Below are 16,231 nucleotides of genomic sequence, written 5' to 3' on the forward strand. Positions count from 1 at the left end.
GGCTACTTGGGATAGAGCGGCGGCAGGCTACCCGCTTCGCCCGACGGCGCCAGCACCTGCTCGGCCGGCGGAATCGCGCCGATCGCGCGCCACAGCTCGTCGCCGTGCCAGTACTGGCCACTCTCGCTGTACAGCGCGCCGTTCAGGCCATCCAGGGCATCGGACAGCGGCACGAAGCGCGCCGCCATCTCGGCCAGGGTTTCCGGCTGCTGCCGGGCCCAGGCGTCCAGCGCCTGGCGGGTGGCCTGCGGGTCGTTGGCCTGGCAGGCGCGCTTGAGGTCGTCGAGCAGCGTGCGCGGGCTCGGGCCGGTCTGTGCCGCGCGCAGCACGGCCGGTTGCGAGCGGGCCCGCCACCACAGGGTGAAGCCGAGCAGGGTGGTCAGGGCCAGGACCAGCGTGGCCAGTTGCCAGGGCCAGAGCGGGCTGGGGCTCAGGTTGCCATCGCCGACGGGCGTGTCGGCGCTCAGCGCCGGGTTGTCCTGCACGTTCAGGGTGCGGGCCGGCAGGCTGCTGTGCTCCAGGTGGTCTTCGCGGGTGTTCCACCAGGTCACCTCCAGCGCCGGTAAGGCCAGGTCGCCAGCGTGGGTCGGCACCAGCGCCTCGCGCTCCTCGCGGTTGGCGACCATGCCGCGCTCGCCGATCTCGTTGCGCAGCAGTGGCTGGTCGGGGTAGCGGCGCAGGCCGGTGACCTCGGTGGCCGGCAGTGGCGGCAGTTGGGTGCTCGACAGGCCCTCGGCACGCACGGTGATGTTGCGCGTCAGCGAGTCGCCGATCTGCGTCGGCTGACGCTCCGGGTCGGGGTTCCAGTGCTCTTCCAGAGTCAGGCTGCGGGCCGGCAGCCAGGGGCGGTCGGCCGGGTAGCTGGCCGGGATCGGCTTGACCGTCAGGCGCAGCGGCAGCGAGCTGACCTGCACCTGGCGGCCGACCCGCGGCGTGCCGGCCGGCTGTTCGCCATTGTCGGCGGCGGCGGTGGCGGTGAAGCGCAGCGGCGGTACTTCAAGGCTGCCGCTCTGTTGCGGATAGATCGCATAACGGGTCTCGATCACCCCGTGGCGCACGCCGTTGATGTCCTTCTCGTAGGTGCGCGACTCGCCCAGCGGGTCGACCTTGGCGTTTTCCAGCTGCAGCGGGCTGAGGCTGCTGTCGTCGTACAGCGCCACCGAATGGTAGATGCGCAGGGTCAGCACGGCCTGGGCCTGGACGTAGACCTCGCTGCTGTCCAGGGTGGCCTCGACGAACACCTGCGCCGCCGCGTCCGGGCGCTGGCTGTCGGCTTGCTGTACCTGCAGTTCGATGGCCTGGCTGCGCGACTGGCCCAGTTGCAGCTCGGGGATGCGCAGGCTGCCGCTGCGCCGGGGCAGCAGGGTGATGATCCAGCGGGTGCTGGCGCGGGTCTCGCCGTCCAGGGTATGCAGGCTGTTGAGCTGGCGCGTGCCGCGCACCTCGAAGTCGGGCTCGAGGGCGCGCAGGTCGGGCTTGCCGAACTGGGTGACGTCCTGGCTCTCGAGGGTGAGTTCCAGGGTTTCGCCGGCTTCCAGGCGCGTGCGGTCGACGCTGGCCTGCAGGATCGGTTCGGCCTGTGCCGCGAGGCTCCATAGCAGGCCTAGGAGAAAGACGCCGAGGCGACTCATCGTGGGGTTTCCTGATGCAATTGCTGTTCGTACCAGAATTTGCGCCGCAGCAGTTCCGCCGGATTGTCGGGGATCTCCCGCAGCCATTGCTCCAGGGCCTGGCGCTGCTCGGCGTCGAGGCTGGTGGAGAGCGGCCGCTGGGGCGGCTGGGTGAGGCTGTCATCATCGCCGCCGGCAGCGCCGGGTGGGGCCTGGGTGTTGCCCTGGCTTTCGCCGTTCTGCTGGCCTTGGGCCTGTTCGTCGCTGCCAGGTGTGCCTTGGGCCTGGCTGCTGGTCGAGCTGCTGTTGCCTTCGGTCTCGTTGCCGGGGGTGCCTTGGGCATCGGCGTTGTTCGGTTGTGTCTCGGCGCTGGCCTGGCGCTGTTGCAGCAGTTGCTGGACCAGGGCCTGGTTGTCCAGCGCCGCCTTCAGGTCGGGCTGACGCTCCAGCGCCTGTTCATAGGCGTCCAGCGCCGCCTCCAGTTCGCCGGCGCGGGCCAGGGCGTTACCCCGATTGTAGTGGGCGGCTGCGGTGCCGGCCTGGGCGAAGGCGGCGGCGGCGCCTTCGAAGTCGCCGGCCTGGTACAGGGCCATGCCGCGCCACTGGCTGTCCTCGAAGTGGCGAGCCGCCTCGGCCGGGCGTTGCCGCTCCAGCAGGCGCTGGCCCTGCTGGTCGGGACGCAACCACAGGTCGTTGAACTCGAAGGCCTGGCTCGGTTGCGGCAAGGCCAGCAGCAGCGGCAGGCAGAACAGCCAGCCACGCCGGCCGGCGCAGGCGGCGAGCAGCAGCAGGGGCAGCAGCAGCCAGTAGCCCTGGTCGGCCCAGCTGTCCAGTTGCAGGGTCTGGCCATCGTTGTGCAGCAGCCGCGGGTTGTCGAACAGGCCCAGGCCGCGCAGGTCGAGATCATCGATGCGGGCGTGGCGGTAGCGCCCGCCGGTCGAGCCGATGAAGCTCTTCAGCGAGGCGCTGTCCAGGCGTGGCAGGAGGATGCCGCCTTGGTCGTCCTTCAGGTACTCGCCATTGGCCTGACGTACCGGCGCCCCCTCGGCGCTGCCGACACCCAGCATCAGCAGGCTCGGGCCCTGGCGTCCGAGGGCCTGGCGGATGCCTTCGCGCTCCGGCTCACTCAGTGAAGAGCCGATCAGCAGCAGGCGGCCCTGGCCGAGGCCGCTCTGAGCGAGCAGGGCCAGGCCCTTGTGCACGGCGAGGTCGGCACGCTGGCCGGGCTGCGGCATGATCGACGGATCGACGGCCTCGAGCAGGTTGCGCGTGGTGCCCAGGTCATCGGACAGCGGCACCAGGGTGTGGGCGGAGCCTGCGTAGACGATCAGCGCGGTCTGGCTGTCGCGGCGGTGCTCGAGCAGGTCGAGGATCTTGCGCCGGGCCTGTTCCAGGCGGTTCGGCGTGCTGTCCTCGGCGAGCATCTGCGGCGTCAGTTCGAGCAGGATCACCAGCGGGTCGGCCGGGCGTTGGCGGGTTTCCTCCAGGCGCTGCCAGCTGGGCCCGAGCAAGGCCAGGACGACCAGCAGCCAGGCCAGGCCCAGGGCGATCCACGGCAGCTTGCTGGTGCTGCCGCTGCCGCCGCCGAGCAAGACCGCGTGGAACGGCTGCGGCAGGATCAGCTGCCAGCGCCCGGCGCGCTTGCGTCGGTGCCAGAGCTTGAACAGCAGCCAGCCAAGCAGAGGGATCACCAGCAGCCAGAGCGGGCGCAGCCATTGGGGCCAGAGTTCGATCATCGCCGCCTCCTCAGGCGCAGGCGCTTGAGGCGCTGGCGCCATTCCGGGTGGGGCTGCAAAAAGCGTGGCTTGCGCAGCAGGCGTTGCAACAGGTTGTCCGGCCACTGCACGGCCACCACCAGCAGCACGCTGAGCAGCAGCGCCAGGGCCAGTGGCCAGGCGTACAGCGCGTGGGCGGTGCGCGCCTGGGTCGGCTGCTGGGCCACCGGTTCCAGTTGGTCGAGGGTGTCGCCGATGGCGCCCAGCTCGGCGCCGTCGTGGGCGCGGAAATAGCTGCCGTGGGTGATCTCGGCGATCTCCTTGAGCGAGGCTTCGTCCAGGTCCAGGCTCGGGTTCAGCCCGAGCAGGCCCGGCGTGCCGCTGGCTTCGGGGTTGGCGCCGATGCCAATGGTGTAGATGCGCACGCCTTCCTGGGCGGCCAGGCGTGCGGCGGTCAGCGGATGGATCTGTCCGCCGTTGTTGGCGCCGTCGGTGATCAGGATCAGCACCCGGCTCTGCGCCGGGCGCTGGCGCAGGCGCTTGACCGCCAGGCCGATGGCGTCGCCGATGGCGGTGTTCTTGCCGGCGATGCCGATCTGCGCCTCGTCGAGGAAGGTGCGCACGGTGCGCCGGTCGAAGGTCAGCGGGGCCTGCAGGTAGGCCTGGCTGCCGAACAGGATCAGGCCGACGCGGTCGCCCTGGCGGTCCTGGAGAAAGTCGCCCATCAGCGCCTTGACCAGGTCCAGGCGGCTGATCTCGTCGTCCTTCCACTGCATGTCGGGGAAGTCCATGGACCCCGACACGTCCACCGCCACCAGCAGGTCGCGGCCACTGGCCGACACCGGCAGCGGATCGCCCAGCCACTGCGGGCGGGCGGCGGCCAGCAACAGCAGCAGCCAGATCAGGATGAACGGCGCCTGCTGGCGCCAGGTTGGCAGATTGAGCCGCGCGCGGCGCCCGGCCAGGCCTTCGAGTTCGTCGAGAAAGCCCACCTTGAGCACCGGCTCGCCGCTGTCGGCGGCGGGCAGCGCCAGGCGCGCCAGCCAGGGCAGCGGCAACAGCAGGAAGATCCACGGCCAGGCCAGTTCAAACATGCTTGCGGATCCAGGTTTCGACCGCCTGGGCGAGCCCGGCGATGGCCTTGTCGTCGAGCTTGCACTCGGGCTTGTAGGTGCCTTCGACCAGCACCATCCAGCGGGTCAGGCCGGCGGCCGGACAGCGGTTGTCGAGAAACGCCAGCCACTGCCGGCCATTGAGGGTATGGCTGTTGGCACCGGGATAGTCGTTGCGGCACAGACGTTTGAGCAGGGCGTTGATCTGCTGCAGCCAGGCGCCGGCCGGCGCGCCGTCGTAGGGGCGCGGCAGGCGCGCCAGTTCCGCCAGCGCCTCGACACGGATCGGGTCCAGCGGCAGTTCGGCGCGCACCACCTTGCGCTTGCCCGGGCGCCAGTGGCGCAGGCGCCACAGGCCCCAGCCGAGCAATGGCAGCAAGGCCAGCAACAGCCACCAGCCTGGGGCCGGTGGCCACAGGCCGATGGCAGGCGGTGCGATCAGCGGTTGCAGCTGATCCAACGGGTTCATTTGGCGCTCCCGGGACGCTGCGCGTTCAGGTACTCGCGCAATTGCTCGATCATCTCACTCTGGGTGCTCAGCGGCATCAGCACCACCCGCAGCTTCTGCGCCAGCAGTTCCCAGCGTTCGATGCGCGCCTCGGCCTGCTGGTGGTAGGCCTGGCGCAGGTTGGCATCCAGCGTGTCGAGTTCCAGTTGCGCGCCACGCTGGGCGAAGCGCAGCAGGCCGGCGGCGGGCAGGGCATGGTCGAGCGGGTCGCTGACCGGCATCAGCAGCACGTCGCAATGCCGTGAGAGCATGGCCAGGTGCTGCTCGACGCCGGCACTGAGGGCGCGTTCGTCGCAGATGACGATGGCCAGGCTGCCCGGACGCAGCACTTCGCGCGCCCGGCGCAGGGCCAGGCCCAGGCTGTCGGGCTGCGGCACGGCCTCGGTGTGCAGGGCCTGGTTGACCTTGGCCAGGCGGTTGAGCAGTTGCAGCAGGCTCTGCTTGCTGCGCCGTGGCTTGATCTCGTGGGGCTCGCTGTCGCCGAACACCAGCCCGCCGATGCGGTCGTTGTGGCCCAGCGCAGCCCAGCCGAACAGGGCCGCGGCCTGGGCTGCCAGCACCGACTTGAACATCAGCCCGGAGCCGAAGAACAGCCGCTGGCTCTGCTCGACCATGATGAAGATCGGCCGTTCGCGCTCTTCATGAAAGAGTTTGGTGTGCGGTTCCTGGGTGCGCGCGGTGACGCGCCAGTCGATGTTGCGCACATCGTCGCCGGCCTGGTACACCCGCACCTGGTCGAAGTCCACCCCGCGGCCACGCAGCTTGGAGTGGTGCAGGCCCACCAGCGGGCTGCGCTGGCCGGGCCGGGAGAACAGCTGGATCTCGCGCACGCGGTGGCGCATGTCGATCAGGTCGGCCAGGCCGATGCGGATGCCGGGTTCTGCCAGCTGCGTGGTGGGCATGGGTCAGGCGACGGCGACGACGTCGAGGATGCGCTGGACCACGCGGTCCTGGTCGACCCCGGCCGCCTCGGCCTCGAACGAGAGGATGATGCGGTGGCGCAGCACGTCGAACAGCACCGCCTGGATATCCTCGGGGCTGACGAAGTCGCGTCCGGCCAGCCAGGCGTGGGCGCGCGCGCAGCGGTCCAGGGCGATCGAGCCGCGGGGGCTGGCGCCGTAGGCGATCCAGTCGGCCAGCTCGCTGTCGAACTTGGCCGGAGTGCGGGTGGCCATGACCAGCTGCACCAGGTACTCCTCCACCGCATCGGCCATGTACAGGCCGAGGATTTCCTTGCGCGCGGCAAAGATCGCCTGCTGGCTGACCCGGCGCTCGGGCTTTACTTCGCCGCCCAGGGCTTCGCCGCGGGCTTGCAGGAGGATGCGCCGCTCGACGGTGGCATCCGGGAAACCGATCTTCACGTGCATCAGGAACCGGTCGAGCTGGGCCTCGGGCAGCGGGTAGGTGCCTTCCTGCTCGATCGGGTTCTGCGTGGCCATCACCAGGAACAGCGGCGACAGCTCGTAGGTGCTGCGCCCGACGCTGACCTGGCGCTCGGCCATGGCTTCGAGCAGCGCCGACTGCACCTTGGCCGGGGCGCGGTTGATTTCGTCGGCCAGCACCAGGTTGTGGAAGATCGGCCCTTGCTGGAATACGAAGCTGCCGGTTTCCGGGCGGTAGATCTCGGTACCGGTGATGTCGGCCGGGAGCAGGTCGGGGGTGAACTGGATGCGATGGAATTGCGCCTCGATGCCTTCGGCGAGCTCCTTGATGGCCTTGGTCTTGGCCAGCCCCGGGGCGCCCTCGACCAGCATGTGGCCGTCGGCCAGGAGCACGATCAGCAGGCGCTCCACCAGTTTTTCCTGGCCGAGGATCTGGGAGGAGAGAAAGGTGCGCAGCGCGATCAGCGCTTCACGGTGTTCCATCGTTGGCGGTTCCTGGGGATGGGCCCTGGCGCGCTGTGAGCGGTGGCCGGGCGGGGGTGGATACTTTAATCCATCCGGGGGGGCGGGGACCAATGGCGGTTTGCAAAATTAGTGTAAAGCAGCGAACGGGGGCCGAAGACGTTGCGACCTGTTCGCCCGCAAGCCTGGACCGCTGATGAACCTTTCATGACAAAACTTCGGTAGCAAAGCGCCACCCCCGTCAAAGCCATGGATACCGACAAGGCATCTGGCCATCAGGCCGGTCGAGCCTTGGGGAACGGCCTGGGAGCGGGGCGATGGGGACTATGGAACGCTACACGAAGGTGGGAATGCAGGAGCTCGACCAGCGCCTGGCGAAGATCGTCGAGGCCGCGCGCAAGCAGCCGGTCTCGGTCTACCGCTACGGCGCGCCCTGGGTCTGGATCGTCTCCCAGGAAGACTGGCAGGGCGCCCTGCGCGAGGTGGCCAGTTGCGTGCCGCCCGGGCATTCGCTGGCGCTGCTCAAGCCACGCATCGAGGCCTTGCTGGACGAGCACCGCCCTGCGCTGGCGCTGCTGGCCGAACAGCAGGGCATGATCATCGCCCCGCACACGCTGATGCACGTGCTGCTGCTGCAGCTGCTGTATTCGGTACCCAGTGAGAAACAGCTCTACGAGCAACTCAACTACAACCTGCTGTTCCGCTGGTTCGCCGGCCTGGAACTGAAGTCGCGGGTGTGGAACTTCAGCCTGTTCAGCCATGACCTCGGTGTGCTGCTGGGCAGCGCCATGGCCGTGTCGCTGCTGCAGCGCATGGTCGACGAGGTGCTCGGCGCAAGCTTGCAGGCCATGCCCGAGTTCAGCCTCAACCTGGCCCTGCTGCACAGCTGGCTGGCACGTCACCAAGGTCAGGCCGCGCCTGACGCAAACCACTAGAAACCCAACGAATTCCTGGCGCTCAAGGGGGCGGTGTGGAGCATTTTTTCTTCAAGCGATGCGCCATCGGCGCAGGGCTGCTGTCGTGCCTGCTGGCGCTCGAGGTGGTCGCGGACGAGGCACAGCGCCGGGTCGAGATCAATGAATACGTGGTGCGCGGCAATACGGTGCTCGACGCCCAGGCCATCGAAGAGGCGGTCTATCCCTACCTGGGGCCGGACAAGACCCTGGCCGACCTCGAAGGCGCCCGCGAGGCCCTGCAGAAAAGCTACCAGGCCCGAGGCTACCAGTCGGTGTTCGTCGAGCTGCCCGAGCAGAAGGTCGAGGGCGGCGTGGTCTATCTGCAGGTGAGCGAGACCAAGGTCGGCCGCGTGCGCGTGGTGGGTGCCAAGCATTACTCGCCGCTGGAGATCCGCGAGCAGGTCCCGGCGTTGGAGGAGGGCAAGGTGCCCGACTTTGCCCAGGTGCAGGACGAACTGGCCATGCTCAATCGAACCCCGGGCCGGCAGGTCATGCCGCTGGTGCGTGAAGGCCAGCGGCCGGGCACCATGGACGTCGACCTGCAGGTCGAGGACAAGCAGCCCTGGAACCTGAGCCTGGGCTTGAACAACGACCACAGCGCCGACACCGAGAAGCTGCGCAGCGTCGTCAGCCTGGGCTACAACAATCTCTGGCAGGCCGGCCACAGCGTCTCGCTGACCTGGTTCACCGCGCCTCAGGACCGCGATAACGCCGAGGTCTGGTCCGGTTCCTACGCCGCGCCCCTCAACGAGCGCTGGACCGTGCAGTTCTCCGGCTACCACTCCGACAGCAACGTCGCCACGGTGGGCGGCACCAACGTCCTCGGCAAGGGCCATTCCTATGGCGTTTCGGCAATCTACAACCTGCCGGGCGTCGGCGCCTGGGCCAACGCCCTGTCGATCGGCGTGGACTTCAAGGACTTCGACGAGCAGGTCGGCCTGGGCGGCAGCAGCGACAAGGTTCCGCTCAAGTACGCGCCGATCACCCTGGGCTACACCGGCTACCGCTTCACCGAACAGGACCAGCTGAGCCTGGGCCTGAGCCTGGTGGCCGGCACCCGTAGCCTGCTGGGCTACGGCAGCGATGACGCCGAGTTCGACTACAAGCGCTACCGCGCCGATTCCAGCTTCGCCGCGCTCAAGGGCGACGGCAGCTACACCTTCGACTTCGCAGGCTCCTGGCAGAGCGCCTCGAAGCTGGCCTTCCAGCTGGCCTCGGGGCCGCTGGTGTCGAACGAGCAGTTTGCCGCCGGCGGTGCCACCTCGGTGCGCGGTTACCTGGCCGCCGAGCGCACCGGGGACGACGGCCTGCTGTTCTCCCAGGAGCTGCGCACCCCGTCCATCGGCCGCTACGTCGGCAGCTACATCAGCGACTGGCGCTTCTACCTGTTCGCCGAAGGCGCCCAGCTGCGCCTGCAGGACGCGCTGCCCGAGCAGGACGACCGCTACAGCCTGGCCAGTGTCGGCGTCGGCACCCGCGCCACGCTCAATGACTGGCTGTCCGGCAGCGTCGACTGGGCCGTGCCGCTCAAGGATGGCCCCAACACCGACAAGAACGCTTCCCGTGTGCACTTCAGCGTGCAGGCGACTTTCTGAACTCACTGACCGGCATCGACCTGGAGACCTCTCATGCAACGCCTGATTTTGACCTTGCTGCTGTGCCTGGGCTTCGCCCTGCCGGGCAGCGCCAGCGCCTGGTGGCAGGATGACTGGATGTACCGCAAGCAGATCGCCGTGGACACCACGCCCCAGGGCGCCGGCCTGACCCAGGCGCTGGGCCGCACCGCGCTGCTGGTACGCCTGCATACCGGCAACTTCAGCTTCGACGGCGTCAGCGAGACCGGCGCCGACATCCGCTTCGTCGGCGCCGATGACAAGACCGTCCTCAACCACCATGTCGAGCAGTTCGATCCGCTGATGGGCATGGCGCTGATCTGGGTGGACGTGCCTCGCATAGAGGCGGGCCAGCGCCAGGACCTGTGGATGTACTACGGCAACCCGAAAGCCCAGGCGCCTGTTGGCCAGCCCAGCTTCGACGCCGACTACACCGCGCTCTACCACTTCGATGGCGCCACCGCGCGTGATGCCAGTCCCTATGGCAACCAGCTGCAAGGGCCGACGGTGAGCGTCGATGGCGTGATCGGCCGGGCCATTCAGCTTGGCGGCCAACCTCTGCAACTGCCGGCCAGCGCCTCGCTGCAACTGCCGACGGGCGCGGCGTTCACCTTAAGCACCTGGCTGCGCCAGGACCAGGCGGTGGGCGAGCAGTTGCTGCTGGCCCGTCGCGAGGCCGGCCACAGCCTGCTGCTGGGCCTGGCCCAGGGCGTGCCGTTCGTCGAGGTTGACGGCCAGCGCGCCAGCGCCAACCAGGTTGTGAGCGCCGGCCAGTGGCAACACCTGGCCCTGGTGGGCGAGGGCGGCAACCTGAGCCTGTTGCTCGAAGGCCAACCGGTGGCGCGCCTGGCCGCCAGCCTGGCGGCCTTCAGCGGTGCCATCGGCGTCGGCGGCGACCTGCCTGCGGCCGAAGGCGAGGCGGCCAGTCACTTCGCGCCGTTCGTGGGTGCCCTGGACGAACTGCGCCTGTCGCGCGTGGCCCGTAGCCAGGCCAGCCTGCAGGCCGACGTGCTGGCCCAGGGCGCCGAGTCGCGCCTGGTGGCGTATGGCGTCGACGAGGAACAGTCGGGCTTCGGCTTCGGCGGCCTGGGCTTCCTGCTCAAGGCGGTGCCGGTGGACGCCTGGGTGATCATCGCCATCCTGGTGCTGATGATGGTGCAGTCGTGGGTGATCATGCTGCGCAAGCAGCGCACCCTCAACCGCGTCACCGCCGCCAACACTCGCTTTCGCGAGCACTTCGCCACGGTCGGCACGCGCCTGGAGCAGTTCGCCGACGATCAGGACTTGCATGCGCGGCTGACCGACTCCTCGCTGTGGCGCCTGTACCTGGTGGCCGTGCAGGAGCTGCGCACCCGCCGCGCCCAGGGCGCCGACACCAGCTCAGTGTCCGCTGCCACCATCGAGGCCATCCGCTGCTCCATGGACGGCGTGCGCACCCGCGAGAACCAGGCGTTGTCGTCGAAGCTGTCGACCCTGTCCAACGCCATCGCCGGCGGCCCCTACATCGGCCTGCTGGGCACGGTGCTGGGGATCATGGTGGTGTTCCTCGGCACTGCCATGGCCGGCGACGTCAACATCAACGCCATCGCCCCGGGCATGGCTGCGGCGCTGCTGGCCACCGCCATGGGCCTGTTCGTCGCCATCCCCGCGCTGTTCGGCTACAACCGCCTGACCACGCGCAACCGCGAGGTCAGCGCCGACATGCGGGTGTTCGTCGACGAGTTCATCACCCGCCTGGCCGAGTTGCACGGCGAGGGCCAGGCCGGTGAGGCGGCGCAGCGTCCGGCCGGGCGCAGCGTCAACCCGTCGGTTCCGGCGTGAGGGCGCAGCCATGGCATCCGTGAACAACGCCCATGACGACGACGCCGACGCTGCGGTCGACAGCATCAACATCACCCCGCTGGTGGACGTGCTGATGGTGGTGCTGGTGATGTTCATCCTCACCGCCACCGCGCAGGTCTCCGGGATCCAGGTGCAGTTGCCCAAGGCCAGCGCCACGGTGTCGCTGGCCCAGCCCAAGACCAAGGCGATCTCGATCAACGATGCCGGCCAGGTATTCCTCGACGCCTACCCGGTGACGCTGCAGGAGCTGGAGGACCGCCTGCGCAGCGAGAAGGCGCGCAACCCGGACTTCCCGCTGATCGTGCGCGGCGACGCGGGCGTGCAGTACCAGAAGGTGGTCGAGGTGCTCGACCTGCTGCGCCGTCTTGAACTGGCCCAGGTCGGGCTGGTCACCGGCAAGCCGAACCAGGGATGAGCACAGGCATGGAACGTACAGCCAACCCCCGTCGCCTGCTGACCTGGGCCGTGCTCGCCGTTGCCGGCGCAGGCCTGGCCTGGCTGCTGTGGCAGTGGGCCAACGACATGGCCGGGGTGCGCCGCGAGGCGCCCAAGGTGCCGGCGATCATCCCGCTGCCACCGCCTCCGCCGCCACCCCCGCCCGAGCCGCCCAAGGAGCCCGAGCCGCCGGTCGAGGAGAAGATCGTCGAGCCGCAGCCGGTGCCCGAGGCCGAGGAGGTCAAGCCCGCCGAGGAGGCGCCCGACCCGGCCCAGGACCTGGCCGAGCCGATGCAGATGGACGGCGACGCGCAAGCGGGCGGCGACAGTTTCAACGTCGGCGCCGGCAAGGGCGGCGGCATGGCTGGCGGCGGCGGGGGGCTGGGCAGTGGCACCTACAGCCAGTACCTGGCCTACGCCTTCCAGCGCCTGCTGCGCGACAACCCCGAGCTGCGCAACCTGGTGTTCAACCTGCAGGCCGAGATCTGGCTCAGCGCCGCCGGCGAGATCACCCGTGTCGAGCTGCTGCGCGGCAGCGGCGAGCCGGAGGTGGACGCCCAGGTGCTCGCCGCCTTGCGCGGCGCCCGCGCCCTCGACCAGCGTCCGCCCGCCAACCTGACCTTGCCGGTGAAGATCGCCCTGCAGGGGCGCCGGCCATGAACAACGAAGCACGACTGACCCACAGGAGTTGCAAACCCATGAAGTGCCCAGTCAACCGATTGACCCTGGCGCTCGGCCTGCTGGCCGCCGCCGCGGTCGGTCCGACCGTCGCCCATGCCGCGCCGTCGGAGAATGCGACCGTCAACCTGATTCGCCTGCTGGTGGAGCAGGGCGTGCTCAAGCAGGACAAGGCCGACGCGCTGATTGCCCAGGCCGAACGCGAAGCCCAACAGGCGCGGGTCGCCGGCAGTGCCGCGCCGATTGTCGCCCAGGCCCCGGCCGCCAACGGCGAGGTGCGCGTGCAGTACGTGCCGGCCATCGTCCGCCAGCAGATCCGCGACGAGATCAAGGCCGAGGTGATGAACACCGCCAAGCAGGAAAACTGGGCCGCGCCCAACACCTTCCCCGACTGGGCCTCGCGCATCAGCTTTGACGGTGACCTGCGCCTGCGCTACGAGTCGCGTTCCTACGCCGACGGCAACAGCAACGAGATCGTCGATTTCGCCAAGCTCAACGACAAGGGGCCCTACGACGTCAACCCCAACAGCAGCTCGAGCCTGCCGCCATTGCTCAACACCCGCGAGGACCGCGACAGCCTCCTGCGCCTGCGGGCGCGCTTCGGCCTCAAGGCGCAGCTGGCGGACAACTGGGTGGCCGGCATCCGCGTCGCCACCGGGTCCAACAACAATCCGGTCTCGACCACCCAGAACCTCGGTGGCGGCTTTGGCAAGAAGGACATCTGGCTTGACCAGGGCTACGTCACCTGGACGCCGAGCGAGCGCCTGACACTGACCGGCGGGCGTATCGCCAACCCGTTCATGTCCACCGACATCCTGTATTCCCACGACCTCAACTTCGATGGCGTGGCGGCGCTCTTCGACCAGCCGCTGGGCCGTGACCTCAGCCTGTTCGGCACCGTCGGCGCATTCCCCGTGCAGTACAGCGACGACAACGCCACCAGCAACGGCCTGGACAAGGAAGACAGCGACAACAAGTGGCTGTACGGCGCGCAGCTGGGCGCGAAATGGGCGCTCAACGACAACAACCGGCTCAAGGGCGCGATGGCCTACTACCGCTTCGACGATATCGCCGGCGAGCGCTCCAGCCCATGCGCCCCGTGGGACGGCCAGCCGGCCTGCGACAGCGACGAATCCCGGCCGACCTTCATGCAGAAAGGCAACACCGTGTTCCTGCTCCGTGACATCACGCCGAATCCGGCCAACCCGGCGGCCACGCCGCAGCCGCAATTCGTCGGCATTGCCTCGGAGTTCGAGCTGCTCGATTTGAACCTGGTGTGGGACGCCGACCTGCCCCATGACTTCAAGCTGCGCAGCCAGGCCAACTACATCCACAACCTGGCCTACGACGAGGGCGACATGCGCAAGCGTTCGGCGGGACAACTGGCCAACAACGTCGACGAGAACGGCAACCTCAAGAGCGGCGGCGATGCCTGGATGTTCCAGTTCACCCTGGGCAACGCCCTGGACATGCGCAAGGCCGGCGACTGGAACCTGTTCGCCGGTTACAAGCGCATCGAGCCCGACGCGCTGCCGGACGGCTTCAACGACTCGAGCTTCCACCTCGGCGGCACCAACGCCAAGGGTTATTTCCTCGGTGGCAACTACGGCCTGGCCGACAACGTCTACGCTACAGCCCGTTGGTTGAGCAGCGAGGCGGTCTACGGCGCGCCGTTTGACATCGATGTGCTACAACTTGAAGTCAACACGCGGTTCTAGGGAAGGAGCACGGGCATGAACAAGGGAGCTTATCGCCACCGCTGCGCCTGGTTGATGCTGGCCCTGGGCGCAAGCCTGGCGGCCTCGGCGTCGGCCGAGACCCTCGAGGAGCGTCTGCGCACCCAGCTGCGCAGCACCACGCAACAGCTGCAGAACCTGCAGAGCGAGCAGGCCCAGGCCAGCGCCGCCCGCCAGGCGGCCGAGCAGCAGCGCGACGCGGCCCTTGGCCAGGTGCGCGAACTGACCGCGCAACTGGCCAAGGCCCGTGGCCAGAGCGAGCAACTGGCCGGCCAGCAACAGGCCGTGCACAGCCAGGCCCAGGCGCTGGTGGCCAGCAGCAACGAACAACTGCACAAGTACAAGCAGGCCTACGACGAGCTGCTGGCGATGGCGCGCACCAAGGAAAGCGAGCGCGCCACCCTGCAGGCGCAGCTGGGCGAACGTGACGGCCAGGTGCAGCAATGCCAGGCCCGCAATCAGCAGATGTACGGGGTGGCCAAGGAGATGCTGGCCGCCTACGAGAAGGTCGATATCGCCGATGTCATGAAGATGCGCCAGCCTTTTGCCGGTGGCGCCCGGGTCAAGTTCGAGGAGCTGGCCCAGGCTTATGGCGACAAGCTCTACGAAAGCCAGTTCGACGCCCCCAAGGGCGTGACCCATTGATGTTTTCTCAACGCAAGGAAGTAAGCACATGACCGAAGTCACCCTGATCGAAACCGTTAGCGCCGACTCCCTGACCCAGCTGCTGCAGGATGCCGGCTGCCGGGTCAACCGCACCGAGCAGAACGCCGTGGTGCAGTTGCTCAGCGCCAGCCAGGGCGTGGGTTATGCCGTTCGTTTCGGCAACCGGGCCGCGGGCAAGGAGGGCGAATTCCTCGACTTCACCTTCAGCTGTGCCCTGCGTATCCAGGGCGAGCTGCCGGCGGGCCTGGCCGAGCACTGGAATGCCAGCCGGCGCTTCGCCCGCCTGTCGGTGCAGGGCGAGTTCCTGGTGATGGAGCAGGACGTGGTGGTCGCCGACGGCGTCAGCCAGCAACACCTGCTGGGCAGCCTGGTGCTGTGGGACCGGCTGCTGCAGGAACTGATCGTCTATCTGCGTGACTACAGCCGTAATGTGGCCGACCAGCAGAAAGCCCAGGTCGCCCACGACGAAGAGCGCGCCTCGTGACGGCGCGCACTTTCTGGGCCGGCGCCGGCGCGCTGGCCATTGTCGCGGTGGCGGTCGCCCTGGCCTTGCGCCCGGGCGACGAGCCGGTGGCGGCGGCGCGTCCGGCGTCGCCCGCCGCCCTGGTGGCCGCCGACAACGGCCCGGTACTGGCGCGCCTGGGCGAGCAGCAGGTCGGCAGCGGCGAGCTCAAGGCGCTGTTCGCCCAGTTGCCCGAAGAGGCCCGCGCCAGCCTGCGCGGCGACCGCCCGGCACTGGAGGCCTGGATTCGCGCTCGCCTGGCGGAAAAGGCCCTGTACCAGCAGGCCGAGGCCCAGGGCTGGTTGCAGCGCCCGGAAATCCAGGTGCAGACCCGCGCGGCCACCGAGCAGATCGTCCTGCGCGACTACCTGAACTCGGTGAGCAAGGTGCCCGACGATTACCCTGGCGAGGCGGAGCTCAAGCAGGCCTACGAGGCAGGCAAGGCCGGGTTGCAATTGCCGGTGCGCTACCGCCTGAGCCAGATCTTCCTGCGGGTGGAGAACCCCAGGGACGACGAGGCCGTGCGCAAGCAGGCCCAGGCGCTGGCCAAGCAGGCCCAGGCCGCCGATGCCGACTTTGCCGCACTGGCCCGCGAGCACTCCCAGGATGCCGGCACGGCCGCCGCCGGCGGCGACACCGGCCTGCAAGCGCTGGCGCAGTTGTTGCCAGAGGTGCGCGGGGTGGTGCCCAAGCTCAAGGTGGGCACGGTCAGCGAACCGGTGCAGAGTGCGGCGGGCTATCACATCATCAAGCTGGTCGAGCAACAGCCCACCCGGGCGGCGACCTTCGAGGAGGTGGCGCCACGCCTGCGCGAGTTGCTGCGTGCCCAGCGCCAGGAGCAGGTGGCCAAGGCCTATGTCGAGGGCATGTTCGACACCGCCACCCTGAGTATCGATGGCGCGGCGCTGAACCAGGTGCTGGAGAGCAGCAGCCGCTAATCGCCAACAACCATGGAAGAACCGGGCCTGCCCAGGCGGGCCCGCGGGAGGCGAGGAATGCCGATCGATCTGCCCC

The 16,231-nt window shown here is 68.8% G+C and carries 14 protein-coding genes and 1 pseudogene; 9 read left to right on the forward strand and 6 right to left on the reverse strand.

What is annotated here, in order from left to right:
- Positions 1-2 precede the first annotated feature (2 nt).
- Genes HU751_RS02160 through HU751_RS02185 form a run of 6 tightly spaced genes read right to left on the reverse strand, consistent with a single transcriptional unit; the run spans position 3 to position 6,810 of the window.
- On the reverse strand, positions 3-1,631 hold the full coding sequence (locus HU751_RS02160) for a BatD family protein (RefSeq protein ID WP_186734419.1): 1,629 nt from the start codon (positions 1,629-1,631) through the stop codon (positions 3-5).
- Positions 1,628-3,346: a vWA domain-containing protein gene (locus tag HU751_RS02165; RefSeq protein WP_186734420.1), complete on the reverse strand. Its 1,719-nt coding sequence runs from the start codon at positions 3,344-3,346 to the stop codon at positions 1,628-1,630. Before HU751_RS02165 ends, HU751_RS02160 begins: the two co-directional genes overlap by 4 nt.
- Positions 3,343-4,419 (reverse strand): vWA domain-containing protein, encoded by a 1,077-nt coding sequence (locus tag HU751_RS02170; protein WP_186714801.1) that lies wholly within the window; start codon positions 4,417-4,419, stop codon positions 3,343-3,345. The genes HU751_RS02165 and HU751_RS02170 overlap by 4 nt, the downstream gene beginning before the upstream one ends.
- Complete coding sequence (locus HU751_RS02175; RefSeq protein ID WP_186714802.1) at positions 4,412-4,906, reverse strand: DUF4381 domain-containing protein; 495 nt, start codon at positions 4,904-4,906, stop codon at positions 4,412-4,414. The genes HU751_RS02170 and HU751_RS02175 overlap by 8 nt, the downstream gene beginning before the upstream one ends.
- Positions 4,903-5,847, reverse strand: coding sequence for a DUF58 domain-containing protein (locus HU751_RS02180; protein WP_186734421.1), 945 nt, complete (start codon positions 5,845-5,847; stop codon positions 4,903-4,905). The genes HU751_RS02175 and HU751_RS02180 overlap by 4 nt, the downstream gene beginning before the upstream one ends.
- 3 nt (positions 5,848-5,850) lie before the next feature.
- Entirely contained in the window at positions 5,851-6,810 is a 960-nt protein-coding gene (locus HU751_RS02185) for an AAA family ATPase (protein WP_050706542.1), read from the reverse strand.
- A 329-nt stretch (positions 6,811-7,139) separates the two neighbouring features.
- On the opposite strand from HU751_RS02185, the pseudogene HU751_RS27410 reads away from it, so the two are divergent.
- The 9 genes and pseudogenes from HU751_RS27410 to HU751_RS02230 form a co-directional block, all read left to right on the forward strand.
- Positions 7,140-7,509: pseudogene (locus HU751_RS27410) on the forward strand (transposase); the annotation flags it as partial.
- 250 nt (positions 7,510-7,759) lie between these two features.
- Entirely contained in the window at positions 7,760-9,340 is a 1,581-nt protein-coding gene (locus HU751_RS02195; RefSeq protein ID WP_186734423.1) for a ShlB/FhaC/HecB family hemolysin secretion/activation protein, read from the forward strand.
- Between the two features lie 33 nt (positions 9,341-9,373).
- Positions 9,374-11,179, forward strand: a complete 1,806-nt coding sequence (locus tag HU751_RS02200; protein WP_186734424.1) for a DUF2341 domain-containing protein — start codon at positions 9,374-9,376, stop codon at positions 11,177-11,179.
- A gap of 10 nt (positions 11,180-11,189) precedes the next feature.
- Positions 11,190-11,615: an ExbD/TolR family protein gene (locus HU751_RS02205; RefSeq protein WP_050707632.1), complete on the forward strand. Its 426-nt coding sequence runs from the start codon at positions 11,190-11,192 to the stop codon at positions 11,613-11,615.
- A gap of 8 nt (positions 11,616-11,623) precedes the next feature.
- Positions 11,624-12,295, forward strand: coding sequence for an energy transducer TonB family protein (locus tag HU751_RS02210; protein ID WP_225933211.1), 672 nt, complete (start codon positions 11,624-11,626; stop codon positions 12,293-12,295).
- A gap of 38 nt (positions 12,296-12,333) precedes the next feature.
- Complete coding sequence (locus tag HU751_RS02215; RefSeq protein WP_186734426.1) at positions 12,334-14,031, forward strand: putative porin; 1,698 nt, start codon at positions 12,334-12,336, stop codon at positions 14,029-14,031.
- Between the two features lie 15 nt (positions 14,032-14,046).
- Positions 14,047-14,694, forward strand: coding sequence for a DNA repair protein (locus tag HU751_RS02220; protein WP_186734427.1), 648 nt, complete (start codon positions 14,047-14,049; stop codon positions 14,692-14,694).
- A 28-nt stretch (positions 14,695-14,722) separates the two neighbouring features.
- Positions 14,723-15,199, forward strand: coding sequence for a YbjN domain-containing protein (locus HU751_RS02225; RefSeq protein ID WP_186734428.1), 477 nt, complete (start codon positions 14,723-14,725; stop codon positions 15,197-15,199).
- Positions 15,196-16,155, forward strand: coding sequence for a peptidylprolyl isomerase (locus HU751_RS02230; RefSeq protein WP_186734429.1), 960 nt, complete (start codon positions 15,196-15,198; stop codon positions 16,153-16,155). Before HU751_RS02225 ends, HU751_RS02230 begins: the two co-directional genes overlap by 4 nt.
- The last annotated feature ends 76 nt before the right edge of the window (positions 16,156-16,231 follow it).

The organism is Pseudomonas peradeniyensis (genome assembly GCF_014268935.2).
Lineage (GTDB): Bacteria > Pseudomonadota > Gammaproteobacteria > Pseudomonadales > Pseudomonadaceae > Aquipseudomonas > Aquipseudomonas peradeniyensis.